21 protein-coding genes are annotated in these 26,392 nt (G+C 43.2%); 16 read left to right on the forward strand and 5 right to left on the reverse strand.

Annotation, left to right across the window (positions count from 1 at the left end):
- Positions 1-18 precede the first annotated feature (18 nt).
- From DC094_RS14790 to DC094_RS14820, 7 genes are all read left to right on the forward strand, one after another.
- Complete coding sequence (locus DC094_RS14790) at positions 19-333, forward strand: DUF3135 domain-containing protein (protein ID WP_158527342.1); 315 nt, start codon at positions 19-21, stop codon at positions 331-333.
- A 162-nt stretch (positions 334-495) separates the two neighbouring features.
- Entirely contained in the window at positions 496-1,251 is a 756-nt protein-coding gene (locus DC094_RS14795) for a FadR/GntR family transcriptional regulator (protein ID WP_116687900.1), read from the forward strand.
- A gap of 384 nt (positions 1,252-1,635) precedes the next feature.
- Positions 1,636-3,108, forward strand: coding sequence for a 4-hydroxy-3-polyprenylbenzoate decarboxylase (gene ubiD / locus DC094_RS14800; RefSeq protein WP_116688004.1), 1,473 nt, complete (start codon positions 1,636-1,638; stop codon positions 3,106-3,108).
- Between the two features lie 132 nt (positions 3,109-3,240).
- Entirely contained in the window at positions 3,241-3,975 is a 735-nt protein-coding gene (locus tag DC094_RS14805) for an NAD(P)H-flavin reductase (protein WP_116687901.1), read from the forward strand.
- A gap of 262 nt (positions 3,976-4,237) precedes the next feature.
- Positions 4,238-6,220, forward strand: a complete 1,983-nt coding sequence (locus tag DC094_RS14810) for a TonB-dependent receptor plug domain-containing protein (protein WP_133245565.1) — start codon at positions 4,238-4,240, stop codon at positions 6,218-6,220.
- Positions 6,221-6,261: 41 nt separating this feature from the next.
- On the forward strand, positions 6,262-6,753 hold the full coding sequence (locus DC094_RS14815; protein WP_158527343.1) for a YfiR family protein: 492 nt from the start codon (positions 6,262-6,264) through the stop codon (positions 6,751-6,753).
- Positions 6,754-6,757: 4 nt separating this feature from the next.
- On the forward strand, positions 6,758-9,574 hold the full coding sequence (locus tag DC094_RS14820) for a hybrid sensor histidine kinase/response regulator (RefSeq protein ID WP_158527344.1): 2,817 nt from the start codon (positions 6,758-6,760) through the stop codon (positions 9,572-9,574).
- A 61-nt stretch (positions 9,575-9,635) separates the two neighbouring features.
- On the opposite strand, the gene DC094_RS14825 is transcribed toward DC094_RS14820, so the two are convergent.
- The 4 genes from DC094_RS14825 to mnmG all read right to left on the reverse strand — a co-directional run bounded on the left by DC094_RS14825 (position 9,636) and on the right by mnmG (position 14,029).
- Positions 9,636-10,556 (reverse strand): ParB/RepB/Spo0J family partition protein, encoded by a 921-nt coding sequence (locus DC094_RS14825; RefSeq protein ID WP_116687905.1) that lies wholly within the window; start codon positions 10,554-10,556, stop codon positions 9,636-9,638.
- Positions 10,557-10,620: 64 nt separating this feature from the next.
- The gene (locus DC094_RS14830; RefSeq protein ID WP_116687906.1) at positions 10,621-11,418 is read right to left on the reverse strand and encodes a ParA family protein; all 798 of its coding nucleotides are present in this window, start codon (positions 11,416-11,418) and stop codon (positions 10,621-10,623) included.
- 8 nt (positions 11,419-11,426) lie between these two features.
- Positions 11,427-12,119 (reverse strand): 16S rRNA (guanine(527)-N(7))-methyltransferase RsmG, encoded by a 693-nt coding sequence (gene rsmG / locus DC094_RS14835; protein WP_116687907.1) that lies wholly within the window; start codon positions 12,117-12,119, stop codon positions 11,427-11,429.
- Positions 12,119-14,029: a tRNA uridine-5-carboxymethylaminomethyl(34) synthesis enzyme MnmG gene (gene mnmG, locus DC094_RS14840; protein ID WP_116687908.1), complete on the reverse strand. Its 1,911-nt coding sequence runs from the start codon at positions 14,027-14,029 to the stop codon at positions 12,119-12,121. Before mnmG ends, rsmG begins: the two co-directional genes overlap by 1 nt.
- Before the next feature lie 160 nt (positions 14,030-14,189).
- Between mnmG and DC094_RS14845 the strand changes: the two genes are divergently transcribed.
- The 8 genes from DC094_RS14845 (at position 14,190) to DC094_RS14885 (ending at position 24,516) form a co-directional block, all read left to right on the forward strand.
- Entirely contained in the window at positions 14,190-14,825 is a 636-nt protein-coding gene (locus DC094_RS14845) for an RING finger protein (protein WP_133245566.1), read from the forward strand.
- Positions 14,826-15,017: 192 nt separating this feature from the next.
- Entirely contained in the window at positions 15,018-16,409 is a 1,392-nt protein-coding gene (locus tag DC094_RS14850; protein ID WP_116687910.1) for an efflux transporter outer membrane subunit, read from the forward strand.
- Positions 16,410-16,425: 16 nt separating this feature from the next.
- Positions 16,426-17,652, forward strand: a complete 1,227-nt coding sequence (locus DC094_RS14855) for an efflux RND transporter periplasmic adaptor subunit (RefSeq protein WP_116687911.1) — start codon at positions 16,426-16,428, stop codon at positions 17,650-17,652.
- Positions 17,649-20,768, forward strand: a complete 3,120-nt coding sequence (locus DC094_RS14860; RefSeq protein WP_116687912.1) for an efflux RND transporter permease subunit — start codon at positions 17,649-17,651, stop codon at positions 20,766-20,768. Before DC094_RS14855 ends, DC094_RS14860 begins: the two co-directional genes overlap by 4 nt.
- A gap of 62 nt (positions 20,769-20,830) precedes the next feature.
- The gene (locus DC094_RS14865; RefSeq protein WP_116687913.1) at positions 20,831-22,339 is read left to right on the forward strand and encodes a YcjX family protein; all 1,509 of its coding nucleotides are present in this window, start codon (positions 20,831-20,833) and stop codon (positions 22,337-22,339) included.
- Positions 22,336-23,451, forward strand: a complete 1,116-nt coding sequence (locus DC094_RS14870; RefSeq protein WP_116687914.1) for a YcjF family protein — start codon at positions 22,336-22,338, stop codon at positions 23,449-23,451. The genes DC094_RS14865 and DC094_RS14870 overlap by 4 nt, the downstream gene beginning before the upstream one ends.
- Before the next feature lie 626 nt (positions 23,452-24,077).
- Positions 24,078-24,335, forward strand: a complete 258-nt coding sequence (locus DC094_RS14880; protein WP_255420937.1) for a T3SS effector HopA1 family protein — start codon at positions 24,078-24,080, stop codon at positions 24,333-24,335.
- A 1-nt stretch (position 24,336) separates the two neighbouring features.
- The gene (locus tag DC094_RS14885; RefSeq protein WP_116687917.1) at positions 24,337-24,516 is read left to right on the forward strand and encodes a hypothetical protein; all 180 of its coding nucleotides are present in this window, start codon (positions 24,337-24,339) and stop codon (positions 24,514-24,516) included.
- An 88-nt stretch (positions 24,517-24,604) separates the two neighbouring features.
- Here the strand turns inward: DC094_RS14885 and DC094_RS14890 are convergent, their stop codons facing one another.
- Positions 24,605-25,027 (reverse strand): zinc ribbon domain-containing protein, encoded by a 423-nt coding sequence (locus DC094_RS14890; RefSeq protein WP_116687918.1) that lies wholly within the window; start codon positions 25,025-25,027, stop codon positions 24,605-24,607.
- A gap of 526 nt (positions 25,028-25,553) precedes the next feature.
- On the opposite strand from DC094_RS14890, the gene DC094_RS14895 reads away from it, so the two are divergent.
- A complete protein-coding gene (locus DC094_RS14895) occupies positions 25,554-26,375 on the forward strand; it encodes a sulfurtransferase (RefSeq protein ID WP_116687919.1) in 822 nt (273 codons plus the stop codon).
- Positions 26,376-26,392: the final 17 nt, after the last annotated feature.

The following is a 26,392-nucleotide window of genomic DNA, read 5'->3' on the forward strand; positions in this document are numbered from 1 at the left end:
ACTCGAAAGAGGTGCGCGATGAGTCAGTCTTTTTTTAGTCAATTGAGTTTTGACCAGTGGGTTGAATTAGCTCAGAAAAATCCGAAAAAGCTTGATCAGATAAAACAGAAAATGGTCAATGAAGTGATTGATCAAGCCGCTTCTGACAGGCAACTGAGACTAAGGGCATTTCAATGGAAGTTGGAACAAATTAGTCGCATTGCACCAAGTCCACTAAGCGCCTGTATTACATACAGTCATATGATGTGGAAGCAAATTTACGGAGGGCAAGGATTGGTTAGTGCATGTCAATTATCTTCGCATAAGGCAAAAATCCTGCCGTTAAAGAAATAAGTGGCTGTTTTCCGGTTACTTGTTGATCTGTGTTTTGATAAATATGCGCAGAGCGCTTTATTGTGTTTTCTTATCGGCTTAATCGTGCAGAACTGTGTAGCTTTTGCTGTAATTGAGTCAGTTTATTCTAGTTAGGCACCCTAGCGGTGTATAGGCGTTAAGATGGCTGCAGGTAAACAAGCTCCAAGAATATCAGATACGATCATGGCCAAGATCGAAGCTATGATTCTCGAAGGTGAAATTCCTGTTGCTAGTCGCTTGCCTCCTGAACGAGTTTTAGCCGAGCGCTTTGGAATTTCTCGCCCTTCATTACGTGAAGCAATCCAGAAATTAATAGCCAAAGGCTTATTGTTCAGCCGTCAAGGTGGTGGCACTTATGTCACTGCAAGTCTGAGTGATACCTACATCGGCCCATTGGCTGATTTGCTAGCAATCTGCCCCGAACTTGTTGACGATACGTTAGAATTTAGAAACCTTTTGGAACAACAGGCAGCAGCACTTGCCGCGTTACGCGCCAGTGATGAAGACAAGGCTGAGCTGGTCAAATGCTTAGATGCAGCTAACCACCTTAAGCATGAATATGAGCAAACACCTGCAGAAATGGATATTAGTTTCCACCTAGCAGTAGTGAAAGCGAGTGGTAACAAAGTACTGTTTAATACCTTCCGTTGGATGTATCAATTGCTTAAGCGCACTGCGGCTAGCAACTTGAATGCAGCATTAACCAACGAAGATGCACGTAACGAAATGGATTCACAACATCGTCATATTGTTGATGCCATTTTAGCGGGTGATGCAACGGCTGCTGCTAAAGCAGTTTCTAGCCATTATCATCATATTCGCCGTTGTCTGGAGGAGCACGGTGACTTGCCTCCAGCGAATATTCCTACACCATTAGTTGATCCGGTCAGTAAGTAAAATATTCAAAACGGCAGCCTTGAGCTGCCGTTTTATTATCTATACCCAAACCACTTCATGATGAATGCACACCTTAAAGTGACCTAGTATAAAAATTCAATTTCAAAGTTCTGACAACTAAATCTACTAAAAACAATCACCTTTAGTGAATGCTTAAACCAATTCTTCGAAAATTTCTGAGTAAGCCATGCTCATTGTTGCATCTCTTTTGAAGAGAGCGACCATGAATGTCCGTACCAGAGCCCATGCTTTATGCGATATACATTCCGTTCTTGGAAATAAAAAGAAACACCTCAGCCATGATTCTCTCAGAAGTTCTGAAACTCACACCTTGAAGTAGCTTGGGTATATACTGGCGCGGTTTTGGCTGCCTCGGAAAAGCAAATGAAGTACAGGGATCTGCGTGATTTCATCAAACTTCTTGAAAAGAAAGGTCAACTAGTACGTGTGAAGCAAGAAGTTTCACCGGTGCTGGAGATGACCGAAATCTGTGACCGTACCCTGCGTGCCGCTGGGCCGGCATTGTTGTTTGAAAATGTCACCGGCCATTCAATACCAGTATTGGGTAATTTGTTTGGTACGCCAGAGCGTGTTGCTTTGGGTATGGGTGAATCTTCAGTTGAGGCTTTGCGGGAAGTTGGCAAGCTTCTCTCTGCGTTGAAAGAACCTGAACCGCCCAAGGGTATGAAGGATGCTTTCAAGCAGCTGCCGCTCTATAAAAAAGTGCTCACCATGGCACCGAAACAAGTCAGCAAAGCACCCTGCCAGGAAATAATTTTAGAAGGTGATCAGGTTGATTTAAACCAGTTGCCGATTCAAACCTGCTGGCCCGGTGATGCAGGCCCGCTGCTTACTTGGGGTCTGACGATCACTAGAGGCCCAGAAAAGCCAAGGCAGAATTTAGGTATTTATCGCCAGCAGTTAATTGGCAGAAATAAACTGATTATGCGTTGGTTGCACCATCGAGGTGGTGCGCTAGATTTTCATGAGTGGAAAAAAGCCCACCCAGGAAAACCTTTTCCGATATCTGTCGCATTAGGTGCAGACCCTGCGACTATTTTGGCGGCGGTTACTCCGGTACCAGACACTTTATCTGAATATGCCTTTGCCGGTTTATTACGAGATAGTCGTACTGAAGTAATTAAATCGATCGGTAATGATCTTCAAGTACCAGCCTCAGCTGAAATTGTTCTTGAAGGTGTTATTCACCCTAATGAAATGGCGCCAGAAGGCCCGTTTGGTGATCACACCGGTTATTACAATGAAGTAGAAAGTTTTCCGGTATTTACTGTCGAGCGAATTACTATGCGACAGAAACCGATTTTCCACAGCACCTATACCGGGCGGCCACCAGATGAACCTGCAATTTTAGGCTTGGCGCTTAATGAAGTGTTTGTGCCGATTTTACAAAAACAGTACCCAGAAATTGTCGATTTTTATTTGCCGCCTGAAGGATGCTCCTATCGGATGGCAATTGTCACAATGAAAAAGCAATATCCCGGCCATGCCAAGCGAGTCATGATGGGAGTTTGGTCGTTCTTACGTCAGTTTATGTATACCAAGTTTGTAGTGGTCTGTGATGACGATATCAATGCCCGCGACTGGAACGATGTAATTTGGGCGATAACCACTCGAATGGATCCAGCACGCGATACATTACTGATTGAGAATACACCCATCGATTATTTGGATTTTGCGTCACCGGTTGCAAGTCTTGGTTCAAAAATGGGTATGGATGCAACCAATAAATGGCCGGGTGAAACTAGCCGTGAATGGGGAGAACCAATCACTATGGATCAATCGGTAAAAGATCGGGTAGATCAGATGTGGGATAAACTGAACATCCCGCTAGATTAAATTGCGCGAAAAGAGGATTAGAAATAATCCTTTTTTATTATATGGTTATTGTTGATGAATTTGACGGCAATGCCACAATAAATTACTTTTGCCAGCCTCAAGCAAAAGCTAAAAGTAGTTAGGAGCACATCCTTGAGCAAAAATGCCCAGCTTTGCCATTATCAGGTTCACTCCCTGAAGCAGCTTAATTCGACCTTGTATATCGCGCAATTATCACCTGCTAATAAACAGTGCGCACTGGAATTCAAAGCCGGACAATATCTGGAATTCTTGTTTGAAGATGATTCTGCATTGCCATTTTCAATTGCCAACAAGCCAGATTCCAGCGGTCGACTGGAAATGCATATTCGCTGTCGAGCAGGTTCCGAGCTGCCAGCGCGTTTGTTAAGTATGTTAAAAAGTGATCTGCCGATCCGCTTGCGTGGTCCATATGGCCAATGTTTATTGAGTGAGAACGCCGACCAGCCGTTATTATTTGTTGCGACAGGAACCGGCTTTAGTCAGATTGGCGCCTTGATCGAACAAGCATTAGCAGATAATCCTAATCGGCCTATCAAATTCTATTTTGGCGCTGAAGTGCCAGAAGATTTATATGCTGATGCTCAAGCAAACGCTTGGAGTCAGCAATATCAACAATTTTGTTATGTGCCTGTGGTTTCTGATGCACTTCCAGAACACGCTTGGCAGGGTCGAGCAGGCTGGGTTCAGCAGACAATCGCTGAAGATTTTAGCCAACTAGCTGAGTACCAAAGTTATCTGTGTGGCCAACCTGAAATGATCATTGAAATGGTTAAAGTACTGGAGTCTAAAGGTGCGCAGCGTAAAGACATCTTTGCTGATGCATTATCCTGGTTGAAGATCGACTAATTTCCGTTTTGATTTTTTCGGTTTCTATTTGTTTCAAAATACCGTCAGAACGCTTTCTGACGGTATTTTTGTGAGTCTGCTTGCAAACCTCTTGTTCAACATCCACCAAGTTTCCCTGTGTGAACTAGCTTTAAGGTATTAATTTCACCATGGAGTGGTGTGCTTGTTGCAGATATCTGCTGACAAGCTTCATAAAGCTATCTGTCTTATTTGCTGTTTTGGGTTCTCTTCCTTTGGGTTCGCTAAGCCAGCCGATGACGTTTTGGCAGACAAGCTACTGGGGCTTAGTCTGGAAGAACTGGTCAATATGGAGGTGACTTCAGTCTCTCGGCGCGCACAATCCATTTTTGACGCTGCAGCGGCGATTTCAGTGGTTACTTCTGAAGATATTCGACGTAGCGGCGCCACCTCAATTATTGATGCCTTGAGGTTAGTTCCAGGTTTTCAAGCTTCTCGAACTAACGCCAATAACTGGTCAGTAGGCATTCGCGGTTTTAACCAATCCTTTGCAAATAAATTACTGGTACTGATTGATGGTCGCAGCGTTTACTCGCCACTATTTTCTGGTGCGAGTTGGGATGTTCTAGATTTAATTCTGGAAGATATCGAGCGTATCGAAGTTTTAAGAGGTCCTGGCGCTGCGATGTGGGGCTCCAATGGCGTGAATGGCGTTATCAATGTTATTACCCGTCATTCAGATAATACACAAGGAGCATTTGTTAGTTTTTCTGCAGGCAATCAAGAAAAAAGCCAACTTAGCTGGCGTTATGGCGATGAGTTCTCTGGCGGTAGCTATCGAAGCTGGTTCAAACATATTGAAAAAGGCGATAGTGTTTTTACTGACGGATCTGATGCAGATGATGGCTGGACAGTTCAGCGGTTTGGTGGCCGTTTAGATTGGGAATCCGGTCATATGCTGGATGCACAGTATTATTCTGGAAATACCAAACCGCAGTTATTTTTTTTGAATCAGCAGAGTGGTGTTCTTAGTACAAATAACCCAGATCGCAAACAAGAAGGTGGCCATTTATTATGGCGATATCAGTGGGGTGATAGCGATGATATTTCATACCAACTGCAAAGCTATGTTGATTACTACAAAAGCCTAGATCCAAGGGTTGGAGAAAAAAGAGTCATATACAGTCTGGATTTTGAGCAAGGTATAAAAATCAGCGAAAATCAGCATTTGATTTGGGGTATTGAAGGTCGGATTAGCGACCACGAGTTACTACCGACTGACTATTCTTCATATATCAGCAATGATCAAAAAGAATCATTTTTCTCAGCATTCATTCAAGATGAATTCGAGTTAATTCCTGAAAAACTTCGATTAACACTCAGTAGCCGATTTGAAAACAACCCATACACAGGATTTGAATGGCAGCCCGATGCGAGATTATTTTGGCGGCCAAAAGAAAAGCAAACTGTATGGATGGCCATTTCTCGCGCGGTTAGAACGCCTACGATTATTGAACGAGAAATCGATATCTTAACCCCCCGGCAAGTGGCCGAAGCACCTATTCCTGGTATTGGTGTACTGCCAGTATATTTGCGTGCCATTGGCAATATAGATATGGAATCGGAATCGTTGCTAGCTTTAAATGGTGGGTTTAAACATAAAGTTAATAATCGATTTAATTATGATGTCGCATTATTTTTACATTTTTATGATGATTTAGTCGCCAGTGCTACTTCGACAGGTAGCTGCCTCGATGGAGATAGCTTTAATCCAACTTTTGGCATATGCATTTCAACATTTAATTCAATTCCTAACCTGCTTTATGTTAATGGAAAGTTAGAACATGGCATGGATGCCGAAACTTGGGGTGGTGAGTTATCAGCTGAATGGAAAGGCGATGGTTGGAAAGTAAAGGGCAATTATTCTTTACTGCAAACCCACGCGCATGCCAATAAAGATAATCCCAGTGCTAGTCGTAATGAAGATCTGGCTGAAGGTATTAGCGCAGATCATCAAGTTAGTATTACTGCAGGCATTGATCTTGATGGAGGCTTTGAGCTGGATAGCTGGCTCAGGTTCCAAGACAATCTTAGAGAACCTGACATTCCATCTTTTTGGAATCTCGATTTACGATTAGCATGGCAATTAGATGGAATAGAAATGTCTCTAGTTGGGCAAAACTTATTGTCAGATAGCCATGCTGAATTTGCAGAGCAGGTTACTGGTTTTGTACCAGTAGAAGTTAAAAAAGGCTTTTATTTTCAAATGAGGATCTACCCATGGTAAATCACCTCAATAAAAGCCTGAAGTTTTGGATGGTGAGTAGTTTGTTATTAAGCCTATCTACCAATGTATGTGCTGCTTCAGAATATGCAGTAAAGTCAGCGATTATTTATAAAATAACTAAATTTGTTCAATGGCCCGATTCAGTAGCAGACGGCGATGAATTGAAAATTTGCGTGGTAGGTATAAATCCATTTGGAAAAGCATTAAATGCAGTTAATGATAAAGTCAGTCAAGGTAAAACAATTAAAATTAGTTACCTTGAAAATCCGAACAAAGATATTGACTGCCACATTGCATTCTTGCATCCAAAAGCAGAACAAATGAAACAGTGGATTCAACAGCACAATGAACAAGGTATTTTAACTATCTCTGATATCAAAGGTTTTGCCAAGTCTGGCGGAATGGTTGAATTGGAAATGAAAGGAAAACGGATTGGATTTTTAATCCACCGTAAAAATGCATCGAAAGCAGGGTTTAATTTTAAATCTCAGCTTCTACGATTGGCAAAAATTATCAAAAGTCAGGGAGACTAGCCAGATGAGCGGAATGCATGATTGGCCAATCAAAAAGAAGCTTCGGCATGCTTTGGTTGTGACAACGGGCGCTGCATTACTGGTTACTTTAATTGCTTTCACTATTAATGATTTGTGGAAGACAAGAGAAGCGATCGTCAGCAAGTTACAAACTGTGGCTGAATTGGTGGGTAGCAACAGTCAAGCTGCTTTGAGTTTTGATGATATTGAAGGTGCAGAAATTTTGCTAGGGAGCCTAGCTGCAATTCCTGATATTCAGCATGCAGTAATTACCAATGCAAACGGTGATGTTTTTGCTAAATATGGTGATTCGTCTAGTTATCAACATCAATATCAAACTATGGCAGAGCCAGGTGAGTATACACAAGGTCTTGATTTGTATGTAGGCCAGCCAATAATGATGGATGGCCAGCTGATCGGCTACATCCACATGTTAGCTGACTTAACACCTCTGTTATACAAGCTATTACAAAATCTGATACTTGCTTTGGGCATTGCATTGCTGGCTATTTTAGTTGCTATTGGTTTAAGCGCGCGAGTTCAAAAATTAATTGCTCGGCCAATTCTTGAATTATCAGAAACCATGAATTGGATTGCCACTGAAAAAAATTATTCACACCAAATTCAAAAGCATGGCCATGATGAAATTGGTGAATTATATGATCGATTTAATGAAATGCTGCGGCAGATTAGTCGTCAGGAAAAAACACTAATCAAGCACCAAGAAAAGCTTGAACATACAGTAACCGAAAGAACGCAAGAGCTGTCTAATTCCAACCAAGAATTAAAAGGCGCAATACGCCAAGCAAACAAAGCTAAAGAAGAAGCGCTAGAAGCAGCTAAAGCCAAGAGTTCATTTTTAGCCAATATGAGTCATGAAATCCGCACACCAATGAACGGCGTGCTAGGAATGCTGGATCTTTTAAAAGATTCAGAACTAGATGAGACACAGCGTGATTTTGTAGAAACAGCATACAGTTCGGCAGATTCTTTACTGTTAATTATCAACGATATTCTGGACTTCTCAAAGATGGAAGCCGGAAAAATGATGATAGAAAAAGTAGAACTAAATGTAATGGATGTTGCAGATGAAGTCTGTGCATTGTTAGCTGGAAAAGCACGTGAAAAGCAATTGGAGTTAGTTTGTTTCACCGATGTTAGCCTGCCAAAATCATTGATTTCAGATCCAGTAAGAATCCGCCAGGTTTTGACTAATCTGGTGGGTAATGCGGTGAAATTTACTGAAACAGGTCAGGTAGTGACTAGGGTTGAGTTAGCTGATTGTAAAAATGACATGGCAATGGTTCGTTTTTCTATTCAAGATACCGGAATTGGTATTCCAGCAGATAAAGTACCTAAACTATTTCAGGCATTTACTCAGGCAGATGGAAGTACTACCAGGAAATTTGGTGGAACAGGCTTAGGCTTGGCAATTTCACGCCAGCTGGTGGAGTTAATGGGTGGAAAAATTAGCATTGATAGTGAGGAAGGGAAAGGCTCTACTTTTTACTTTGAACTACCCATGAAAATCTGCCCCAATGCGATTGAAAATGAAATTCGCGACCCAGTTGTTTTAACCGGTAAACGAGCGATGATCGTTGACGATAATCACATTAATAGAGAGATACTGCGTCGCTATCTCGATGCATGGCAAATGACTTCAGAAGAAGCAGTTAATACCGATGAAGCATTAAATAAAATGTTGAATGCAGCAAATAACGGCAACGATTATGATATTGCATTCTTAGATTTAAATATGCCAGGTGATGATGGATTGTCGCTGGCAAGAAAAATGAAGGCAACACCGCGACTGGAAAACATTCGTCGAATCATGCTGTCATCTTCGGGTATGATGAGCCTTAAAGAGCAATCAGATAACGGTCTAGATGGTTGCTTATCTAAACCGTATAAAAGAGAAAAGCTTAAACAATTAACTGCCGATGTGCTGGGCCGCCATCAGGCGAAAAAACAACAAAATGCTGTAGTTCATGCAGTAGATGAGCAGGCCAGGCAATCTTCAGATATCATTTTATTGGTTGAAGATAATGTCGTGAACCAAAAAGTTGCTCTGGCAATGCTGAGTAAAATTGGTTACCGAGTGGAGGTTGCTAATAATGGTCAGGAAGGAGTCGAGGCTTGGGAAAAGTTTTCGCCAAAAGTCATTTTAATGGATTGCCAAATGCCAATAATGAGTGGCTATGAGGCAACCACCGCCATTCGCCGTAAAGAATCAAACTCAGGGCTGCATGTGCCTATTATTGCGATGACGGCCAATGCAATGGAAGGTGATAGAGAGCAGTGCCTAGCGGCAGGTATGGATGATTACATTAGCAAGCCGGTTAAAAGGAAACTACTGCAAAGTAAGCTTTCAGATTGGATTAATAAAACACAAACTCCGATGCCTTTAGAAAGATCTGGTGGTTCAGGTGTTTTTTCTGCAAAGCGCGAAGATACTACTGCAGTTATAAGCAGAGAAGTTCAAGATATTTTATTGCTTGATCAGATAGTGTTTAATAGTATGCGCCAAATTACTGGTGCAGCATTTGATGAAATAAAGCAAAATTATATTGCAGAAACACCGCGTTTTCTTGAAGACATTGCCGCGGCTACCAGAAATGCTGATTTAAAAGTATTAGAACGATTGTTGCAGTCGTTAAAATCTAGTTGCGCTTCTTTGGGCGCTAAAAGAATGGCTGAGTTAACTCGACATTTAGAGCAGTCGGTTCGTGAGAATCGTTTAGAGCAAGCACCAGATATTTTAGCATTAATGCAGGCAGCTTTTAGAGACACAAAAATTGCGATGACTCATATGCAGCATTAATTTCACCTAAAATAGAAAGCATTAAAAAAACCGCTTTTGCGGCTTTTTTAATAGGAAATATTTATTTTTCGATGTGCGCCAATATGCCATCTAGCTGATCAAGGTCGCTATAATGAATTACCAATTTACCTTTGCCCTTAGCGCTATGCTGAACCGCAACTTTAGCACCCAGACGATCGGTTAATCTCTGTTGTAATTCATTAATATTTGGATCAATCGATTTAGTTGTTGGCTTTTGCTCAGGCTGCTGGTTGCGGCGGACCAAATCTTCGGTTTCCCGAACATTCATGCCCTTGGCGACAACTTGTTGTGCGACTTCGCTTTGCTGGTTGCCGGATAAACCGAGCAATGCTTTGGCATGACCCATTTCGAGATCGCCATATTCCAACAGTTTTTGCACATCATCATTTAACTGATTGAGGCGCAAATAGTTGGTGACGCCGGTACGAGATTTACCCACTGCTTCAGCAATTTCTTGGTGGGTAAGTTGAAACTCATCAGCCAACTGTTGTAATGCTCTGGCTTCTTCCATTGCATTGAGATCTTCACGCTGAATATTCTCAATTAAAGCCATGGCGATGGCAGCTTCGTCTTCTACCTGACGAATAATGACCGGTACTAGCTCTAGCTCAGCAAGTTGTGCCGCACGCCAGCGCCGCTCACCAGCAATAATTTCAAATTGCTTGCCGGACTTGTCAATTTGCCGCGCAACAATTGGCTGAATAATGCCTTGGACTTTTACTGATGCCGCTAGATCTTCCAGTGCTTCCGGGTTCATATCACGGCGGGGCTGATAACGACCTGGTTGTAAGTATTCAATTGGCAGTTGACGTAGCTGTTGATCTTCGCCGTTAGAAACCGCTTGGTAATCTTGATCAGTTAGAGGTTGTTCTGTAGAAGATTCAGTCGGTTCAGGCCTAACTTTGGCAGCACTTAGTAATGCATCCAATCCGCGGCCCAATCCTCTTTTTCTCGCTGCCATGTGTTTTCCATAAGCGTGATGAAATCAAAATAGTCGTTAAAGCATTTAAATAAGCTAGCTCGAATCAGGCTCTTTTAGAACTAAAACGAATCCGTTTGCCTTCATTGCGGCGAATTACTTCACCGGCCAGTGCCAGATAAGATACGGCACCTTTGGATTTACCATCGTAATGTAATACTGGTAATCCATGGCTGGGGGCTTCTGCCAAACGTACGTTTCTTGGTACTGCTGTGCGGTAAACCTTCTCACCGAAATGTACCGTGAGCTGTGCAGAAACATCTTTGGTCAAGCTGGAACGAGGATCATACATGGTGCGCAATAAACCTTCGATTTCCAGCCCTGGATTTAACTGCTCCTTGATCGAATCGATGGTATCGAGCAGCGCCGAGAGACCTTCCAATGCGTAGTACTCACATTGCATTGGAATTAATACTGAATCTGCCGCGACAAACGCATTCAGCGTCAGCATATTCAGTGACGGCGGGCAATCGATCAGAATGTAATCGTATTCATCGCGGATCGGTTTTAACGCCAAGCTTAACCGGTATTCCCGCATCGGCAATTCAAGAATTTCTACTTCAGCAGCGGTTAAATCAGCATTGGCAGGCAACAAATGATAAACACCTGGGTCGGTTACATGGACAATGTCCACCGCTTGTTGCTCACCGAGCAAAACATCCAGCATCGAAAGATCTAGTGATTGCTTGTCGATACCACTGCCCATAGTGGCATTTCCTTGCGGATCTAGATCGACCAGCAACACCTTGCGTTTAGCTGCGGCTAAAGAGGCCGCCAAATTGACACAAGAAGTCGTTTTGCCAACGCCGCCTTTCTGGTTGGCCATTGCGATGATTTTTGCCACGATGTTCCTCAGCCTGAGTGTTGTTGCGAGATCCTGAGAATGTGCCGAGCTTCTCCTAGCTCTGGTACGTTCAATTCACTACTGCTAACCAGTTTGCAGTCTGCGGGCAGTTGTGACAATTCTTCTTCAGGATACTGTCCTTTCATAGCTAGATAGACGCCATCTTTGGCAATTAGCTTATGACAACCGTCGATCATATCTTGTAAAGAAGCAAATGCACGGGAAACAATGTTATCAAACCCGGCAGCGGCAGAACCTGACCATTTAGGAGCAAAGCCTTCTTCGCGATCGAGTAATTCCACTCGTGATTGTAGTGCGGTCACATTTTTTAATTTCAGAGCGCCAATCGCCTGAATTAAAAAGCGTACTTTTTTACCGTTGCAGTCGAGTAATAAAAAATGTTTTTCTGGATAGCAAATTGCCAGCGCCATACCGGGCAAACCGCCGCCGGTGCCCACATCCAAAACCTGATGGCCATCGATATGTGGTACGACCGAAAGCGAATCTAACAAATGCTTGATCACCATTTGTTTTGGTTCACGAATCGCCGTCAGGTTGTAGGTTTTATTCCATTTGTGCAGCAGCTGTAAATAATCAATTAACTGCTCTGGTGCGCTTTCGGGCAATGAAAGTGCCATATTGGCAATGCCTTGTTCCAGCTGAGCTAGCAAGGCATTACGATCAAAATTAGTCTGTTCCATCAGGCGAACTTCTCTCCGTTCTGCTGCTGACCTTTTAACCAGCTGCGTTTTTTAAGATGCACTAACAATAATGAAATAGCGGCAGGTGTTATGCCGGAAATACGAGAAGCCTGACCGAGTGTTTCTGGCTTATGATTTTGTAGTTTTTGGACAATCTCGTTAGATAATCCAGAAATAGAAGCAAAGTCCATTTGCTCGGGCAATTTGGTTTCTTCGTTACGGCGCAGCTTTTCAATTTCTTCTAACTGACGGCTAATATAACCGGCATATTTAATCTGGGTTTGCACTTGGTTGGCGACCATTTCATCGTCAACACCCGGGCCAATACCGTCAATTTTCATTAGCTTGGCGTAGGTCAGGTCTGGGCGGCGCAGTAATTGATCGACCAGTTGTTCCTTGCTCATGGTTTGGCCGGTTTGTTCGATTAATGCTTTGCCGGCATCAGAATGTGGCGTCACCATTAAAGTACTTAGGCGTTGTTTTTCTAGCTCGACCGATTCTAGTTTGGTCTGGAAAGTTGCCCAGCGATGGTCATCGACTAAGCCTAATTCACGTGCTTTGGCGGTTAAACGAATATCGGCATTATCTTCACGCAGCAACAAGCGATATTCGGCGCGGCTGGTAAACATCCGATAGGGCTCTTTGGTGCCAAGGGTAATTAGGTCATCAATTAATACGCCGATGTAGGCTTCATCACGTCGCGGCGTCCAAGCTTCTTTTTCTTGGGTCTGCAGCGAAGCATTTAAACCGGCAATCAAACCTTGAGCGCCTGCTTCTTCATAACCTGTGGTGCCGTTAACCTGACCGGCAAAGAACAAGCCTGCAATGAATTTGCTTTCTAAAGATGCTTTCAAATCGCGCGGATCAAAAAAGTCATATTCAATCGCATAGCCTGGGCGAATAATTCGGGCGTTTTCCAAGCCTTTCATTGTGCGCACTAAACCGATTTGTATATCAAATGGCAAGCTAGTGGAAATACCGTTGGGATACACTTCGTGGGTGGTTAGGCCTTCTGGCTCCATAAACACCTGGTGTGAATCCTTATCGGCAAAACGCATGATTTTGTCTTCAACCGATGGGCAATAACGCGGGCCGATACCGTCAATCTTACCGGTATACAAAGGTGAGCGGTCCATACCCGAACGGATAACATCATGGGTTTGCAGGTTAGTCCGAGCGATAAAACAGCTGATTTGCTTTGGCTGCATTTCACGGTTGCCCAGATAAGAAAATATCGGGGTTGGGAAATCACCGGCTTGCTCTTCCAATACTGACCAGTCGATAGTGCGGCCATCTAAACGAGGTGGCGTGCCAGTTTTTAACCGTTCAATACGAAACGGTAAATCATGCAGCTTAGCTGCTAACGTTTCGGAAGAAGGGTCACCTGCACGGCCGCCGGTATAGTTTTCTAGACCAATGTGAATTTTACCGGAGAGGAAAGTACCGGCAGTAATCACCACGGTTTTGGCGCGGAATGACAAATTCATTTGAGTGGTTACGCCAACCACGCGGTCATTTTCAATCAGCAGATCATCAACTGGCTGCTGGAAAATTTCCAAATTGGGTTGGTTGCCTAAAATGCGTTGAATAGCGGCTTTGTACAAAATGCGATCTGCTTGCGCACGAGTCGCTTGTACTGCTGGGCCTTTGCGAGCATTCAAGGTACGAAACTGGATTCCGGCTTCATCGCTGGCCAGTGCCATCGCACCGCCCATGGCATCGATTTCCTTAACCAGATGGCCTTTGCCAATACCGCCAATTGCTGGGTTACAGGACATGTTGCCCAGCGTATCGACATTGTGAGTCAGCAATAGCGTCTTAACGCCGGTTCGAGCGGCGGCCAAAGCTGCTTCAGTACCTGCATGCCCGCCACCAACAACGATTACTTCATAGCTATCTTGATAGAACATAACTTTATCTAGTCAAAGGATAAGGGTACAGCGCCATGCTGGCTGGCCGGGAATAACTCGGGCGATCAGAGGGACTGCAAAATCGGGCTATTATAGAGGTTTAGCTAAGGGAAAGCATCTGTTGCTTAATCGCTGAGGTGCAGGCCGGGAAATGGGGTTTATGAAATTTTATTGTGCGATTTGTTTAGAAGAAATTGCTGAGGTTCAGCTTGATGAATTAATGTCGGCAAAGCTGGGGTGGGACGATACTGTTGACCATATTAATTTTCCTAAAGGTGTCTGTGCACTTGATTTACCGGTAGAAAAGCCATGTCTAATTGCGGTTCTTAGCTGTGGTCATATTTTTCATACTAATTGTTGGAAGCGCTGGGTCGAGAACTCACATCATTACGCTCCTCGCGGAGTCGGAACATCTGTCGATCCATTTTCTAGTAATCAAGCCTTGCCAATTACATCGTGTCCTACTTGTCGGAGATTGCCTGATTATGTGGTCAATCAGCCGGAGTTTTTAATCCAGCCTATGATGAGTAAGGCACTCTTGTCTCTTTTTAGTGGGGTAAGAATTGGTCAAGATAGTACGAACATTATTCGTATTTGTTTTCGAAAATGGATGGCTAGAGCCTTGCCCGACCGAAATAGAATTCTTGCACTAAGGCACGAGTTGAATAATCCAGCTGATAACGTTGAATTTGAAGATGTCGGCGCGGGCTTTCCGTCAAGTAGAGTTCATTGGTTAACTTATTTGATGATTGCCAGCGGTGAGATAATTTTCTTTTATTTACACGAGAGGCGTTAGCAAATTTTTAGCGCTTGATGCTGGACTGTTAAATAAGCATGGCTACTTTCATATTCATTACACCATAAGCAGTCTTCTCCGTGGCAAAATCACCCCTGTTAATACTGTCGCACAATTTGTTCTGGCTAACGCTCAAGTTGACCAAAACTAGTGCACAATATTGAAAATTTATAGCTGTGATGGATTCTGGTAATGACACCTGTTTCATTAAAAATCGGTTCAACTCCTTCTGTAATGAAATTAGTCGCGACGCTAGTGATGTCGTTAGCAATGGCAGGTTGTAGTCTGAATCCACCGACACGAAACGCTCAGCCTGTGCCAGAACTGCCGCAAAATTGGCAATCAGCGCAGAGTGAATCAGCTATTGATGGCTGGGCCAGTCAGCTTGCTGATCCTCAATTGACTATTTTGGTTAAAGAAGCCGTACAAGCTAATCCCTCTTTAGCAGCCAGCCGAGCAACTTTGCGCCGTTTTGCTGCCTTGGCGCGAATTTCTAGTGCCGATGGTAAACCGCAACTTTCTTTATCTGCCGGTTCTCAGCGAGGCCGCAGCAATGAATTGACCTCGACCGGGCATAATCTGCAGCTTAATGTCAGTTGGGAATTGGATTTATTTCAGCGGATTGCCAATCAAAATAGTGCTTCACAGCAAGATTACCTCGCCAGCGAAGCCGATTTGCAGTCAGCTCAGTTAACCATTGCCGCATCGGTTGCTAGAAGCTGGTTCAATTTGCAGCAAGCCGTGGCGCAAAAACGTTTGGCTCTGCAACGTCGAGATAGCCGAAATATCAGTCTGGAATTGGTACAAGCGCGTTATAACCGGGGCTTGGGAAATATTGGTGATGTGCATTTGGCCAAATCGACTCTGGCGAGTGCTGATGCTGAAGTCGCCAGTCGCCAACAAGCACTGGATGCTGCGGTTTTATCTCTGGAAAGTTTGTTGGGGCGTTATCCTGCCGGACAAATCAAAGCCGCCGGTGCACTTCCTAACTTACCGGATGTATTACCAGCCGGTATTCCTTCTGAGTTAATGACCCGTCGACCTGATTTATTAGCTGCACAAGCTCGATTGGCTGCCGCTGATAGCCGTTTGGCCGCGGCACATGCGGCGCGTTTTCCATCGATTAGTCTGACAGCTGCCGCTGGTGGTCGCAGTAATGAGTTTTCCGATATTTTTTCCAGCCAAGGATTGCTGTGGAATTTAGCAGGCAATTTAACTGCGCCCATTATTAACGGCGGGCGTTTAAAGGCCAATCAACAAGCCAATCAAGCAGCAGCTGAAATAGCAGAAGCCAGCTATAACAATAGTTTGCTGTCTGCCTTAACCGAGGTTGAAACTGCCTTGTCTGCTGAGCAACATTTGCGCACGCAACAGGCTGCTTATCAAGTGGCATTAGAGCAATCTCGTGCTGCAGAAACTCGAACCAAAGAACAATACGGCCGAGGCTTAACGGATTATTTAAATCTACTTGAAGCACAAAGAAGTGCCGATCAGGCAGAACAGCAACTAGTAGTTGTCACCACTCAGCTATTAATTAATCGTATCGATTTATACAGCGCTCTGGGTGCCAGAGCTTTGCCGTAATTTCCAGTGAGACATCATGAGCCAGAGAGTTAAAGTAGTTATTGCCGCAGTTGTGGTTTTATTGGTTGCCGGTGTTGTAGCTAAATTTATTTTATCTAATCCGCCGCAAGCTAAAACACGGCCGCAACAAGTACAAAAAGCACGGCTGGTTGATGTATTAAAATTGCAGCCAACTAATTATCAGATTGAATTAACCGCATTTGGCAGGGTGGCGTCGCGTTCAACGACCACTTTATCTAGCCAAGTTTCTGGTCAATTAATTGAACTGGGAAAAAACTTTAAGCAGGGCGGCCAAGTTAAAAAAGGTGAGTTGCTGCTGCAAATCGATGCTCGAGACTACCAAAACAGTCTGGCCCAAGCAGAGGCCGATTTGACCAACGCTGAAGCAGGCTTTGCTACCGAGCAAGCTCAAGCTAAACAAGCATTGGCTGACTGGAAGGTAATTAATGGTAACCGCGCTCCCGATCCGTTGGTTGCACGTAAGCCTCAGCTTTCGGCCGCTTGGGCGGCAGTAAATTCAGCGACTGCACGCGTTGATCAGGCTAAATTGAATCTCCAGCGAACCGCTGTTTTTGCACCTTTTGATGGTGTGGTGCAAAGCCGCTCTGTCGGCCCCGGCCAATATGTGAATGCCGGTAGCCAGCTGGCCAGCTTATTTGCCATCGACCGAGTAGAAGTCAGCCTGCCGGTTAATAATCGTGATTTAGGTTTATTAAATTTACCACCAGCAGTTTATCCCGATGTCATTTTAACCGCTGATTTAGGCAATAACGCAGCAACGAACAAGCGAGTGCAATGGCAGGCGAAAATTGTTCGTAGTAGCGGTTTAATTGATCCACAAAATCGTCAATTATCTTTAATTGCTGAAGTCGAAAATCCTTATGCAAGTTTATCTCAGCATCAGTCGAACCAAGCGCCATTATTAGTTGGACAATTTGTTGAGGCGAAAATTAAAGGCAAAATATTAAAGCAGGTTTTTGTCGTACCCGCTTCGGCAGTGCATCAAGGTAACCAAGTATGGATTTTAAATCAGGGTCGCTTAGAGTCGCGGCAAGTTCAGTTATTGCATAGCAGTGATGGTCAATCAGTTATTCAAGGAATTACTAACGGTGAACAGCTGGTAGTGAGCCCTCTAGGTGCCGATGTGGTAACAGGTACCTTAGCCAGAGACAGTTCATTACCCGTAGCAAAAAAAGCTAAAACCGATAAAAATAAAGCCAAGCAAACCGGAGCTGATTTATGATCAGTTGGTTTACGCGCAATCCGGTTGCTGCCAATTTATTAATGATTTTTATTTTAATGATGGGTGGCTGGTCAATAAGCTCTCGCCTGCCATTGGAAGTATTCCCTGATTTTGAATTAGATTTAGTTTCTGTTTCAGTTAGCTGGCCAGGTGCGCAGCCTGCGGAGGTTGAGCAAACAGTTACCAGCCGGTTGGAAGAAGAAATATTTGACCTAGAAGGGGTCAAAAAGATTAGCTCTACCAGTAGTGAAGGTTTTTCCAGCGTAGTAGTTGAAGTTTCACCTAGTTACGACCCTGAAGAACTGCGAGATAAAATAAAAAACCGCCTCGATGCATTATCTACTTTACCGTCAGGAGCCGAGCGGCCAACGGTTAATCTATTCGATACTAAGCGTGAAGTAATCAGTTTAGTGGTCAGTGGAGATTTACCAGAAACTGAATTGCGCAAGGTGGCTGAACAATTACGAGATGAATTGCAAATACTGCCCAAGGTTAGTCAAGTTGAGTTGGATGTTAGCCGTGATCGGGAAGTTTCGATTGAAGTATCCGATGCTGTTCTACGTCAATATGATTTAACGCTTGCTCAAGTGGCGCAAGCGGTTTCAGTCAGTTCGCTGGATTTATCAGCGGGTAACTTGCGAACTCAGGGTGGTGAAATTCTAGTAACCAGCCGTAATCAGGCTTGGCAGAGAGATGATTTTGAGGCAATCCCCTTAAGAAGTAGTGCCGATGGCAGCCGATTATTACTGGGTGATATTGCGACGGTCATTGATGGTTTTGAAGATGCGCCTGGCCAAGATTTATTTAATGGTCGGCCGGCAATGAGCATTGAGATTTACCGAACCGGTACACAAAGTGCGATAGAAGTTGCCGATGCGGTAAAAGCATTTGTTGCAGAGCGGCAGGTTACTTTAGGCGATTCGGTTAAGCTCAACTTATGGCGCGATCGCTCCAAAATAGTTAAAGCCCGCCTAAACACTTTAACCACATCTGCTTGGCAAGGTGGCTTGTTAGTACTGCTACTGTTATCGCTATTTTTACGGCCTTCGGTAGCCTTTTGGGTATTTGCGGGTATTCCGGTTTGTTTCCTCGGTGGTTTTGCTTTAATGCCAGAATTGGGCGTATCCATTAATGTCCTTTCTTTGTTTGCATTTATTCTAGTGCTCGGCATTGTAGTAGATGACGCAATTGTCACAGGGGAGAATATTTATACCCATTTAAAAAAGGGTAAAGATCCGCTACAAGCCGCTATTGAGGGAACAAAAGAAGTTGCTGTACCAGTAACTTTTGGTGTGCTAACAACGATTGCAGCGTTTATTCCTCTTATGCTGATTGAAGGTGCTCGAGGAAAATTGTTTGCCCAAATTCCTTATATTATTATCCCGGTATTGCTATTTTCTCTGGTGGAATCGAAATTGATTTTACCAGCACACTTGCGCCACATACGAATGAAAAAGCCCGGCGAAGGCAATCGGCTCAGCCGAATTCAACAAGCAATTGCTGATGGTTTTGAACGTGCAATATTACGCTTTTATCAACCATTTCTTGAAAAGGCACTTCGCTGGCGCGGGCTAAGCATTAGTGTGTTTATTGGCTTGCTGATTATTATCTTCTCTCTGGTTTCTAGTGGCTGGGTAAAGTTTGTGTTCTTTCCCCGAATTGAATCAGAAGTGGCGCGTGGTTATTTGAGTATGCCTGCTGGAACGGCATTTGAAATAACCGAAGGCCATGTTGCTCGAATGGTCGATGAAGCTGAAAAAATACAGCAGAAGTATATCGATCCGCTAACCGGCGAAAGTATTATTTTGGGTATTTCATCTTCTGCCGGTGGTGGTAATAGCCATGTTGGCCGGGTCTGGTTTGAAATTCAGGCGCCAGAAAAACGCACCTTAGATGTGTCATCGCCCGAGCTGTTGAATGAATGGAGAAAAGCCATTGGTTCGATAGCAGGTGCAGAAAATTTATATTATCGGGCAGAAATAGGTCGAACTTCGGATCCGGTTGATATTCAGTTGCAAGGCAAAGATCTTGATCGGTTAAAACAGGCGGCGTTATTAATCAAACAGCGGTTAAAACAATTTCCCGATATATTTGATATTAGCGATAGCCTTTCCTCAGGTAAGCAAGAACTACAAATTATCCTCAAGCCTGAAGCGATTACATTAGGTTTGACCCAGAGGGATTTAACCAGCCAAGTTCGTAATGCGTTATATGGTTTTCAAGCGCAAAGAATTCAGCGGGACCGTGATGATATTCGGGTGATGGTGCGTTATCCCAAATCAGAGCGAAGTAATTTAAGCCAGCTGGAAAACCTAATCATTCGAACGCCAGATGGTGCCCGCTTGCCGCTTAATCAGTTGGCCGAATTAAAACAAGGGGTTAGTCCACTATCGATTGAGCGAGTTAACCGCTTTAGAACCGCCAATGTCACTGCAGATATTAATAAGGAAACTGGTGATGTTGGTGCGGTGATGCGTGCATTATCTGAAGATTTACCTACCATTTTGGCCGATTATTCTGATGTTACCTATTCGCTGGAAGGTGAAGCTCGGGAGCAGGATGAATCCTTCTCCAGCTTGGTGGCAGGTTTGGTATTTGTATTGTTTGTGATTTATGTGCTGCTGGCGATTCCATTTAAAAGTTATTCACAGCCATTGATGGTGATGTCGGTGATACCATTTGGCGCAGCAGCGGCGGTTCTTGGCCATTTAATAATGGGCAAGTCGCTATCGATTATGAGCATTATGGGTATGCTGGCTTTAACCGGCGTGGTGGTGAATGATTCGTTGGTTTTGGTGGATTATATCAACCGACAGAAGCGCTCAGGCCGTTCCTTGTTAGAAGTGGTTAGCATGAGTGGTGCGGCACGTTTCCGGCCAGTTATTTTAACTTCTTTAACCACCTTCGCTGGCCTTAGCCCATTGCTGTTAGAGAAATCTACTCAAGCACAGTTCCTCATTCCAATGGCGATTTCACTTGGCTTTGGGGTGCTATTTACCACCTTTGTCACGCTGATTTTAATTCCTGTGAACTACATGCTGCTGGAAGATCTGAAAAGTTTCTTTAGAAAGCTATTGGGAATCACACCCAAGCCCCATAGATTATTGGAAGATTAAAAATAAATTAATGGCGATCTGCTGGTAGCAGATTGCCATATCAAAATGGTTGGGAGGTGTGTATGCCGGAAAAGAGCAGTTCAAAAACCAGTTTATCATCGAGCTGGAATCGCTGGTCGAAGTCTCTGGCAGAAAATGCATTAGTTGGCCGCCGTGCGGCAAAAAAACAGCTACAGCGAATATCCGACCGGCGTTTTAGTATCGGTATTACCGGCCTTTCACGCAGCGGAAAAACTACTTTCATCACCAGTCTGATTAATCAATTGTTGCAAGGGGAATCTGCCAAGTTAGGCGGCTTTGCACCGGCAATGGACCAACGATTACTCGGGGCAAAAATCCATCCGTTAGATGATTTACCGCTTTTTCCCTACCAAGCATCGCTAGCCAATCTGACCGAAGCCCATCCGCAGTGGCCTGAAGCGACTCGTGGTATTAGCGGCTGTTTGCTTGAGCTTAAATTGGCCAAAAAAGATGCTAATTTTAATCCGTTAAAGCGAGAGTATTATTCTTGTTGGATTGAAATTCGAGATTACCCTGGCGAATGGTTGTTAGATCTACAGCTGTTAGAAATGAGTTTTGCGGACTGGTCTGCTTGGTATGCTGAGCTATTCAACCGAACAGAAAGAGGGCAGCAGCTAGCGAAAAAAATATCAAGTTTGGCACCGTTAGCGAGCTTTGATCAATCTGAATTAAATAAATTAATCATCGAATTTTCTGAATATCTACTTGATGCTAAAGCCCAAGGTTTTAGCCAGATCTTTCCTGGGCGATTTTTAACCGGTGATTGGTCAGCCGCAACAGGCCAATCTGACGACGCCAGCAGTCAATTGGCTCAAGCAGATTTATGTAATTTTATTCCTTTGACGGGCGCTAAGAGCTGGTCATTGGAACAATTGGAAAATGCCGAAGAGAATAGCTGGTATAAAGTGTGTAAAAAACACTATCAGCAATATGTCGATCAACTAGTGAAACCTTTTTATAGCGAGTTTTTTAGTAAAATCGATCGACAAATTATTTTAGTCGATCTAATTGCATCATTGAATGGTGGGCCAGATAAACTGCAAGACACTCGCCAAGCACTGAGTGGTATTTCACGAAGCTTTAGTTATGGTAAGCAAGGAAAATTAGCACGTCTGTTTTCACCAAAAATAGATAAGGTTTTATTTGTCGCAAGCAAAATTGATCAGTTAGTTGCTAGCGATCATGAAGCGATGCGCCAGCTATTAGCCGAAGTGGTTCAAGCGGCATATCGTCAAGCACGTCACCAAGGTGTCACACCAGCAATTGAGGCAATTTCAGCGATTAGGGCATCTAAAGAAACGATTAATCAAGGCCAAGCTGCAATTGTTGGTCATAATGCTCAAGGCCAACCGATTGGCTATGTGCATCCGCCAATTCCGGAGCAAATTCCAGCGAATACTGAACAAGGGCAATTAGTATGGCAGCCATTTATTGAATGGAAAATACCCTTGTTAAGTCCACCTGCTGCTTTAGCCGGACAACACAATGCATGCTTGCCACATATTCGTTTAGATAGTCTGCTACAGGTTATTGTTGGTGATAAATTATGATTAATAATGAAAAAAATAACCAAAATCAAGATCGTCAAGCCTATTGCTTTAAGCCTGAATCCGAGCATAAAAAACAACAGACTAAGCAACCGCAAGCCAAAGAAAAACTTCAAGGACGAGATTGGCAGCCTGAAATAGATTCAACGGAAGATCAATTGCCGCAATCCATCGAATCGGTTGCCGATATTGATTTTAATACCTCAAATTTATCATCGTTACTGACATTGGAAAAACTGCCAATCGCCGGTTTGAAAGGTTTTGTTATTTCATTGTTGACGATTATTGGTGTGATTGCTGGTTATGAAGTTTGGCAAATATTTAGTGCCGCATTAAATACGCATTGGAGTCTGGCTGCAGCATTTTCAGCATTAATGATGGGTTTAACTGGCTTTAGCATTAAAGCAGTGTGCTCATTTTTATCAGATCATGATTTACAAATTGCCGCAGACCTTCAAGCACTGGCGCTACAAAGTCAGGTCGAGAATGAAACGGCAACTGAAAATAGCCAAGGGCGAAGTCATGCTGCCAGAGCGAGCCTGATTCATCGGTTTCAAAGTTTGTATGCTGGAAAACCACATGCCGAACTACTACAAAAAACTTTAGATAGTTTGCCTGACTATGCCGATGATTTAGAAACTTTGAATCACATTGAGCAGCACTTTTTAAAGCCGCTCGACCAGCAAGCACTGAAGCTAATTTCACAACATAGCTTAACGACCGGCACCGTAGTTGCGCTGAGCCCTTGGGTTGGTTTAGATATGCTGTTCTCACTCTATCGCAATACTAAAATGCTTAATCAAATTGGCCAGATTTACGGTCTGCGACCCTCATTAGCCAATCGTTGGCGTTTGATGAAGTCGGTGATTAATCATTTGGCATTGGCGGGTGCCAGTGAAGCATTACTCGATCAGCTAGTCGGCGAAGCGGGTATCGCTTCACTGGCCAGCCTTAGTGCATCAAAAATCATGCAAGGGCTAGGCTTAGGGTTATATACCGGACGCATAGGTCTAGCGGGAATTAAAGCCTGTCGACCAGTAGAATTTTCGGCAAACCAGCAGCCAAAGTTGAAGATGCTGTTAAAGCCGTTGTTAATGAAATTAACTCGAAGATAGCGGTAGTATCTGTCTGGCCTACACTGAAATAAATTAGTTAAGTAATTATCTAAATATGCTGCCGAAAGTTATCGCGAGTTTATTATGTTGCTTTCCTGGCTTTAGGGAGCGAAGTAGAGTTGTTCCTAGCGAATTACCTATTTTAGAACGATCCATATCGGCTCGCCCAGAGGATTAGAGCAATCAATAGAACACCGCTTTACTAGCCAGCAATCCCAAGCATTGAGTATTGAAGAACTTGAAGATGCACCGCCAGTTAATTCCCCTATTCTTTTTGAAAATATTGGTGCAAAAAAATATCTGAAAAAAATTTACGTATTGTATTGAATAATATTCATATTGAAGATGTCAGGGAAAATTTTCAAAAGGTATATCTTAAACTAAGGCCTCGATTCGAAGAGTTTATTCGATCTACCGATGGCCACTTATCTGTCTATAATGCTCTGGTGAGCTCTGAACATAAAAACAAACCGATAAAAAGAGGTGAAGTTGCCTCTTTGCTAGAACAAAAAAAGCATGTATTTATAAATTATTATGTTTGTTTTATATCTGTCATGATGCCGAGTTTCTGTCGAGATATTGATAGCCCAATTTTTTATTTAAAGACAAGTCTTACTGGGTAGCTGATTTTTACTGATAAAAATAGTGACCCAGAAAAAGTGCAGTTCAAAGTTTACATTGAATATGATGAAGAAAGATTTCATGATTTATTGGCTGTAATTATAAGCTACATGGAAAAATACAAGGTCACATTTGATTTTAAAATAATAATTAAGAAGCCAGATGAAAACAGAACTGATTCTATGGTTTTATACTTTGTTGATTATGTTTCGGCACTGAAAGCTATGGGATTTATTGCTGAGTTTTCTTCGGATTTCATTTAGGTTGGAAGGCCTGCTGCATGTCTTTGGTCGTCAGAAAAAAATAACCTTTCAATGGGGGGTTGTTCCTGAGTTCAACAAAGGAATACTCAGAAATAACAATAAGTTTCCAGGTTCTTCATGGAATAAAAATGTTGCGTTTATTATGTTCAATGCAATGGTTATATTGGAAAAAATTATCTAAAAGCTTTGGCACTCAAAATAATTATATAAAGTTAGTGGCTTTTGGGGTTTTTAGAAATAGATATTAATCCATTCAAAGTAAGTCGTGATTAATGCTCTGGACTAAACACTCCAAACCCATCATCATCTGAAGTCATACGGGTATTATAGAATTCAGATTTGCCGCAATAGTTGCAAATGACAGCATGAAATTTGTACCGTTCCCACTGAAACATGCTATCGCCATAGCTACCATCGGTAAAAATTTCTTTCTCGTGGTACTTCTCTCGCCCACAGCGCTGGCAACTCCAATCTGTAAGCGGGTCTCGCCGAGCCAATTCTTGGCTGATACGTTTGAGTTGTTGGTCGCTAGCCCAGCGTTTGCGGCGAGCTTGTTGTAATTCAACCAGTGTCATTTCTTCCAGATCTTTGTCTGTTAGAACTTTAGTGGGTTGCTTGACCAAGCCAAACATAGCGTCCTCAGAGTTTTGTGCAGCAGCACTATTATTATCAACTGATTGACTAAAGTGCAATTGGTAAGATCAATTTGAACAGGCAGAAGCTGTAAAAGTGCTACCAAGTGTAATCTGGATCAGTTAAATTAAACGGGAAATTTTTCTAACAATACTTCTTTTTATATGAATAATTCAAAAAAAATGTATTATTTTATTGCTTAAATTTAACTGAAATATAATTGAATTGGAGAGGGCAAATAATACAGTAGCAGCACAATGCCATTGCAGAAATATTACGCTGACTACGGCTGATATCTCTAGATAAATAACTTCATTATTGCCTAGAATGTGGTTGCTGTACACACTATGTGTCATCTAAAAAACTAAGAGTGACAATCAATGCCAGAATGTTAGATGACGATAAATTAACTGAGCTGGCCGTGCAAAATTTCGATGGTGCAGACAGTTGGCAATATTTAGCCGAATAGCAGAGTAGGTTTACTGTAGCGATGGCTGGATCATTCACCATCAACAGTGCGATTTTTACAGCTTAGGCTGCCCCAGTTACAATCAACTTTCTTGCGGGCCAATAAAGCTGATTTTCATGACTACTTCTACGACACTTCCTAGACTGCTCGAGGCAAGCCAACTGTCTGAGCGGCTATCTGATCCCCAGATTTTATTGGTTGATATGGGCACTGCTGAGCGTTATCAACAGCAGCATATTCCAGGTGCTATTTTTCTAGACTACAACCTGCTCACGCTAAACCAGCAGCCAGCACCGGGGCTGTTACCGCCGCTATCACAGCTGAAGCAAACACTTGCCAGCCATGGTATTGATGGCAGTAAAACTATTATCGCTTATGACGATATGGGCGGCGGGCGCTCTGCTAGGTTGATGTGGGTGTTGGAGCAATTTGGCCTGAAAAATAGTTGTTATCTGAACGGTGGATTACCAAGTTGGATTCGAGCAGGTTTGCCATTGGAATCTGAGGTTAACTTGCCAGAAGTAGTTGATAATCAATTTATTTTTAGCGGCAAGAGCTTGATTTCCAAGACCGAATTACTTGCTTTACTTGGTGAAGACCAGTTAGTGATATGGGATGCGCGATCACCCCAAGAATTTTCTGGTGAAAAGAAGCTGGCAAATTTAGCGGGGCATATTCCTGGTGCTGTGAATTTGGATTGGCGTAAAACTTGGTCAGCAGATGATGCAATGAGAATGTTGCCGCTGAAAGATTTGCAGCGACAATTGGATCAACAGGGAATTACTAAAGATAAATTAATAGTTACTCACTGTCAGACACACCATCGTTCATCTTATACTTGGCTGATTATGACCCTTCTTGGATATTCGCGCGTCAAAGGCTATGCAGGATCTTGGGGCGAGTGGGGTAACAGTGATGACACCCCGGTAGAAAATTAATTACACGTTTTTTCAGG

The sequence above is a fragment of the Pelagibaculum spongiae genome (genome assembly GCF_003097315.1).
Lineage (GTDB): Bacteria > Pseudomonadota > Gammaproteobacteria > Enterobacterales > Pelagibaculaceae > Pelagibaculum > Pelagibaculum spongiae.

What these genes read in the sequence shown, in the direction of transcription:
- DC094_RS14855 (WP_116687911.1), top strand. Translation starts at nt 16,426, where the DNA reads ATGAGCCAGAGAGTTAAAGTAGTTATTGCCGCAGTTGTGGTTTTATTG.
- rsmG (WP_116687907.1), bottom strand. Translation starts at nt 12,119, where the DNA reads ATGGAACAGACTAATTTTGATCGTAATGCCTTGCTAGCTCAGCTGGAA.
- DC094_RS14845 (WP_133245566.1), top strand. Translation starts at nt 14,190, where the DNA reads ATGAAATTTTATTGTGCGATTTGTTTAGAAGAAATTGCTGAGGTTCAG.
- DC094_RS14850 (WP_116687910.1), top strand. Translation starts at nt 15,018, where the DNA reads ATGACACCTGTTTCATTAAAAATCGGTTCAACTCCTTCTGTAATGAAA.
- DC094_RS14820 (WP_158527344.1), top strand. Translation starts at nt 6,758, where the DNA reads ATGAGCGGAATGCATGATTGGCCAATCAAAAAGAAGCTTCGGCATGCT.
- DC094_RS14895 (WP_116687919.1), top strand. Translation starts at nt 25,554, where the DNA reads ATGACTACTTCTACGACACTTCCTAGACTGCTCGAGGCAAGCCAACTG.
- DC094_RS14790 (WP_158527342.1), top strand. Translation starts at nt 19, where the DNA reads ATGAGTCAGTCTTTTTTTAGTCAATTGAGTTTTGACCAGTGGGTTGAA.
- DC094_RS14860 (WP_116687912.1), top strand. Translation starts at nt 17,649, where the DNA reads ATGATCAGTTGGTTTACGCGCAATCCGGTTGCTGCCAATTTATTAATG.
- mnmG (WP_116687908.1), bottom strand. Translation starts at nt 14,029, where the DNA reads ATGTTCTATCAAGATAGCTATGAAGTAATCGTTGTTGGTGGCGGGCAT.
- DC094_RS14825 (WP_116687905.1), bottom strand. Translation starts at nt 10,556, where the DNA reads ATGGCAGCGAGAAAAAGAGGATTGGGCCGCGGATTGGATGCATTACTA.
- DC094_RS14865 (WP_116687913.1), top strand. Translation starts at nt 20,831, where the DNA reads ATGCCGGAAAAGAGCAGTTCAAAAACCAGTTTATCATCGAGCTGGAAT.
- ubiD (WP_116688004.1), top strand. Translation starts at nt 1,636, where the DNA reads ATGAAGTACAGGGATCTGCGTGATTTCATCAAACTTCTTGAAAAGAAA.
- DC094_RS14870 (WP_116687914.1), top strand. Translation starts at nt 22,336, where the DNA reads ATGATTAATAATGAAAAAAATAACCAAAATCAAGATCGTCAAGCCTAT.
- DC094_RS14795 (WP_116687900.1), top strand. Translation starts at nt 496, where the DNA reads ATGGCTGCAGGTAAACAAGCTCCAAGAATATCAGATACGATCATGGCC.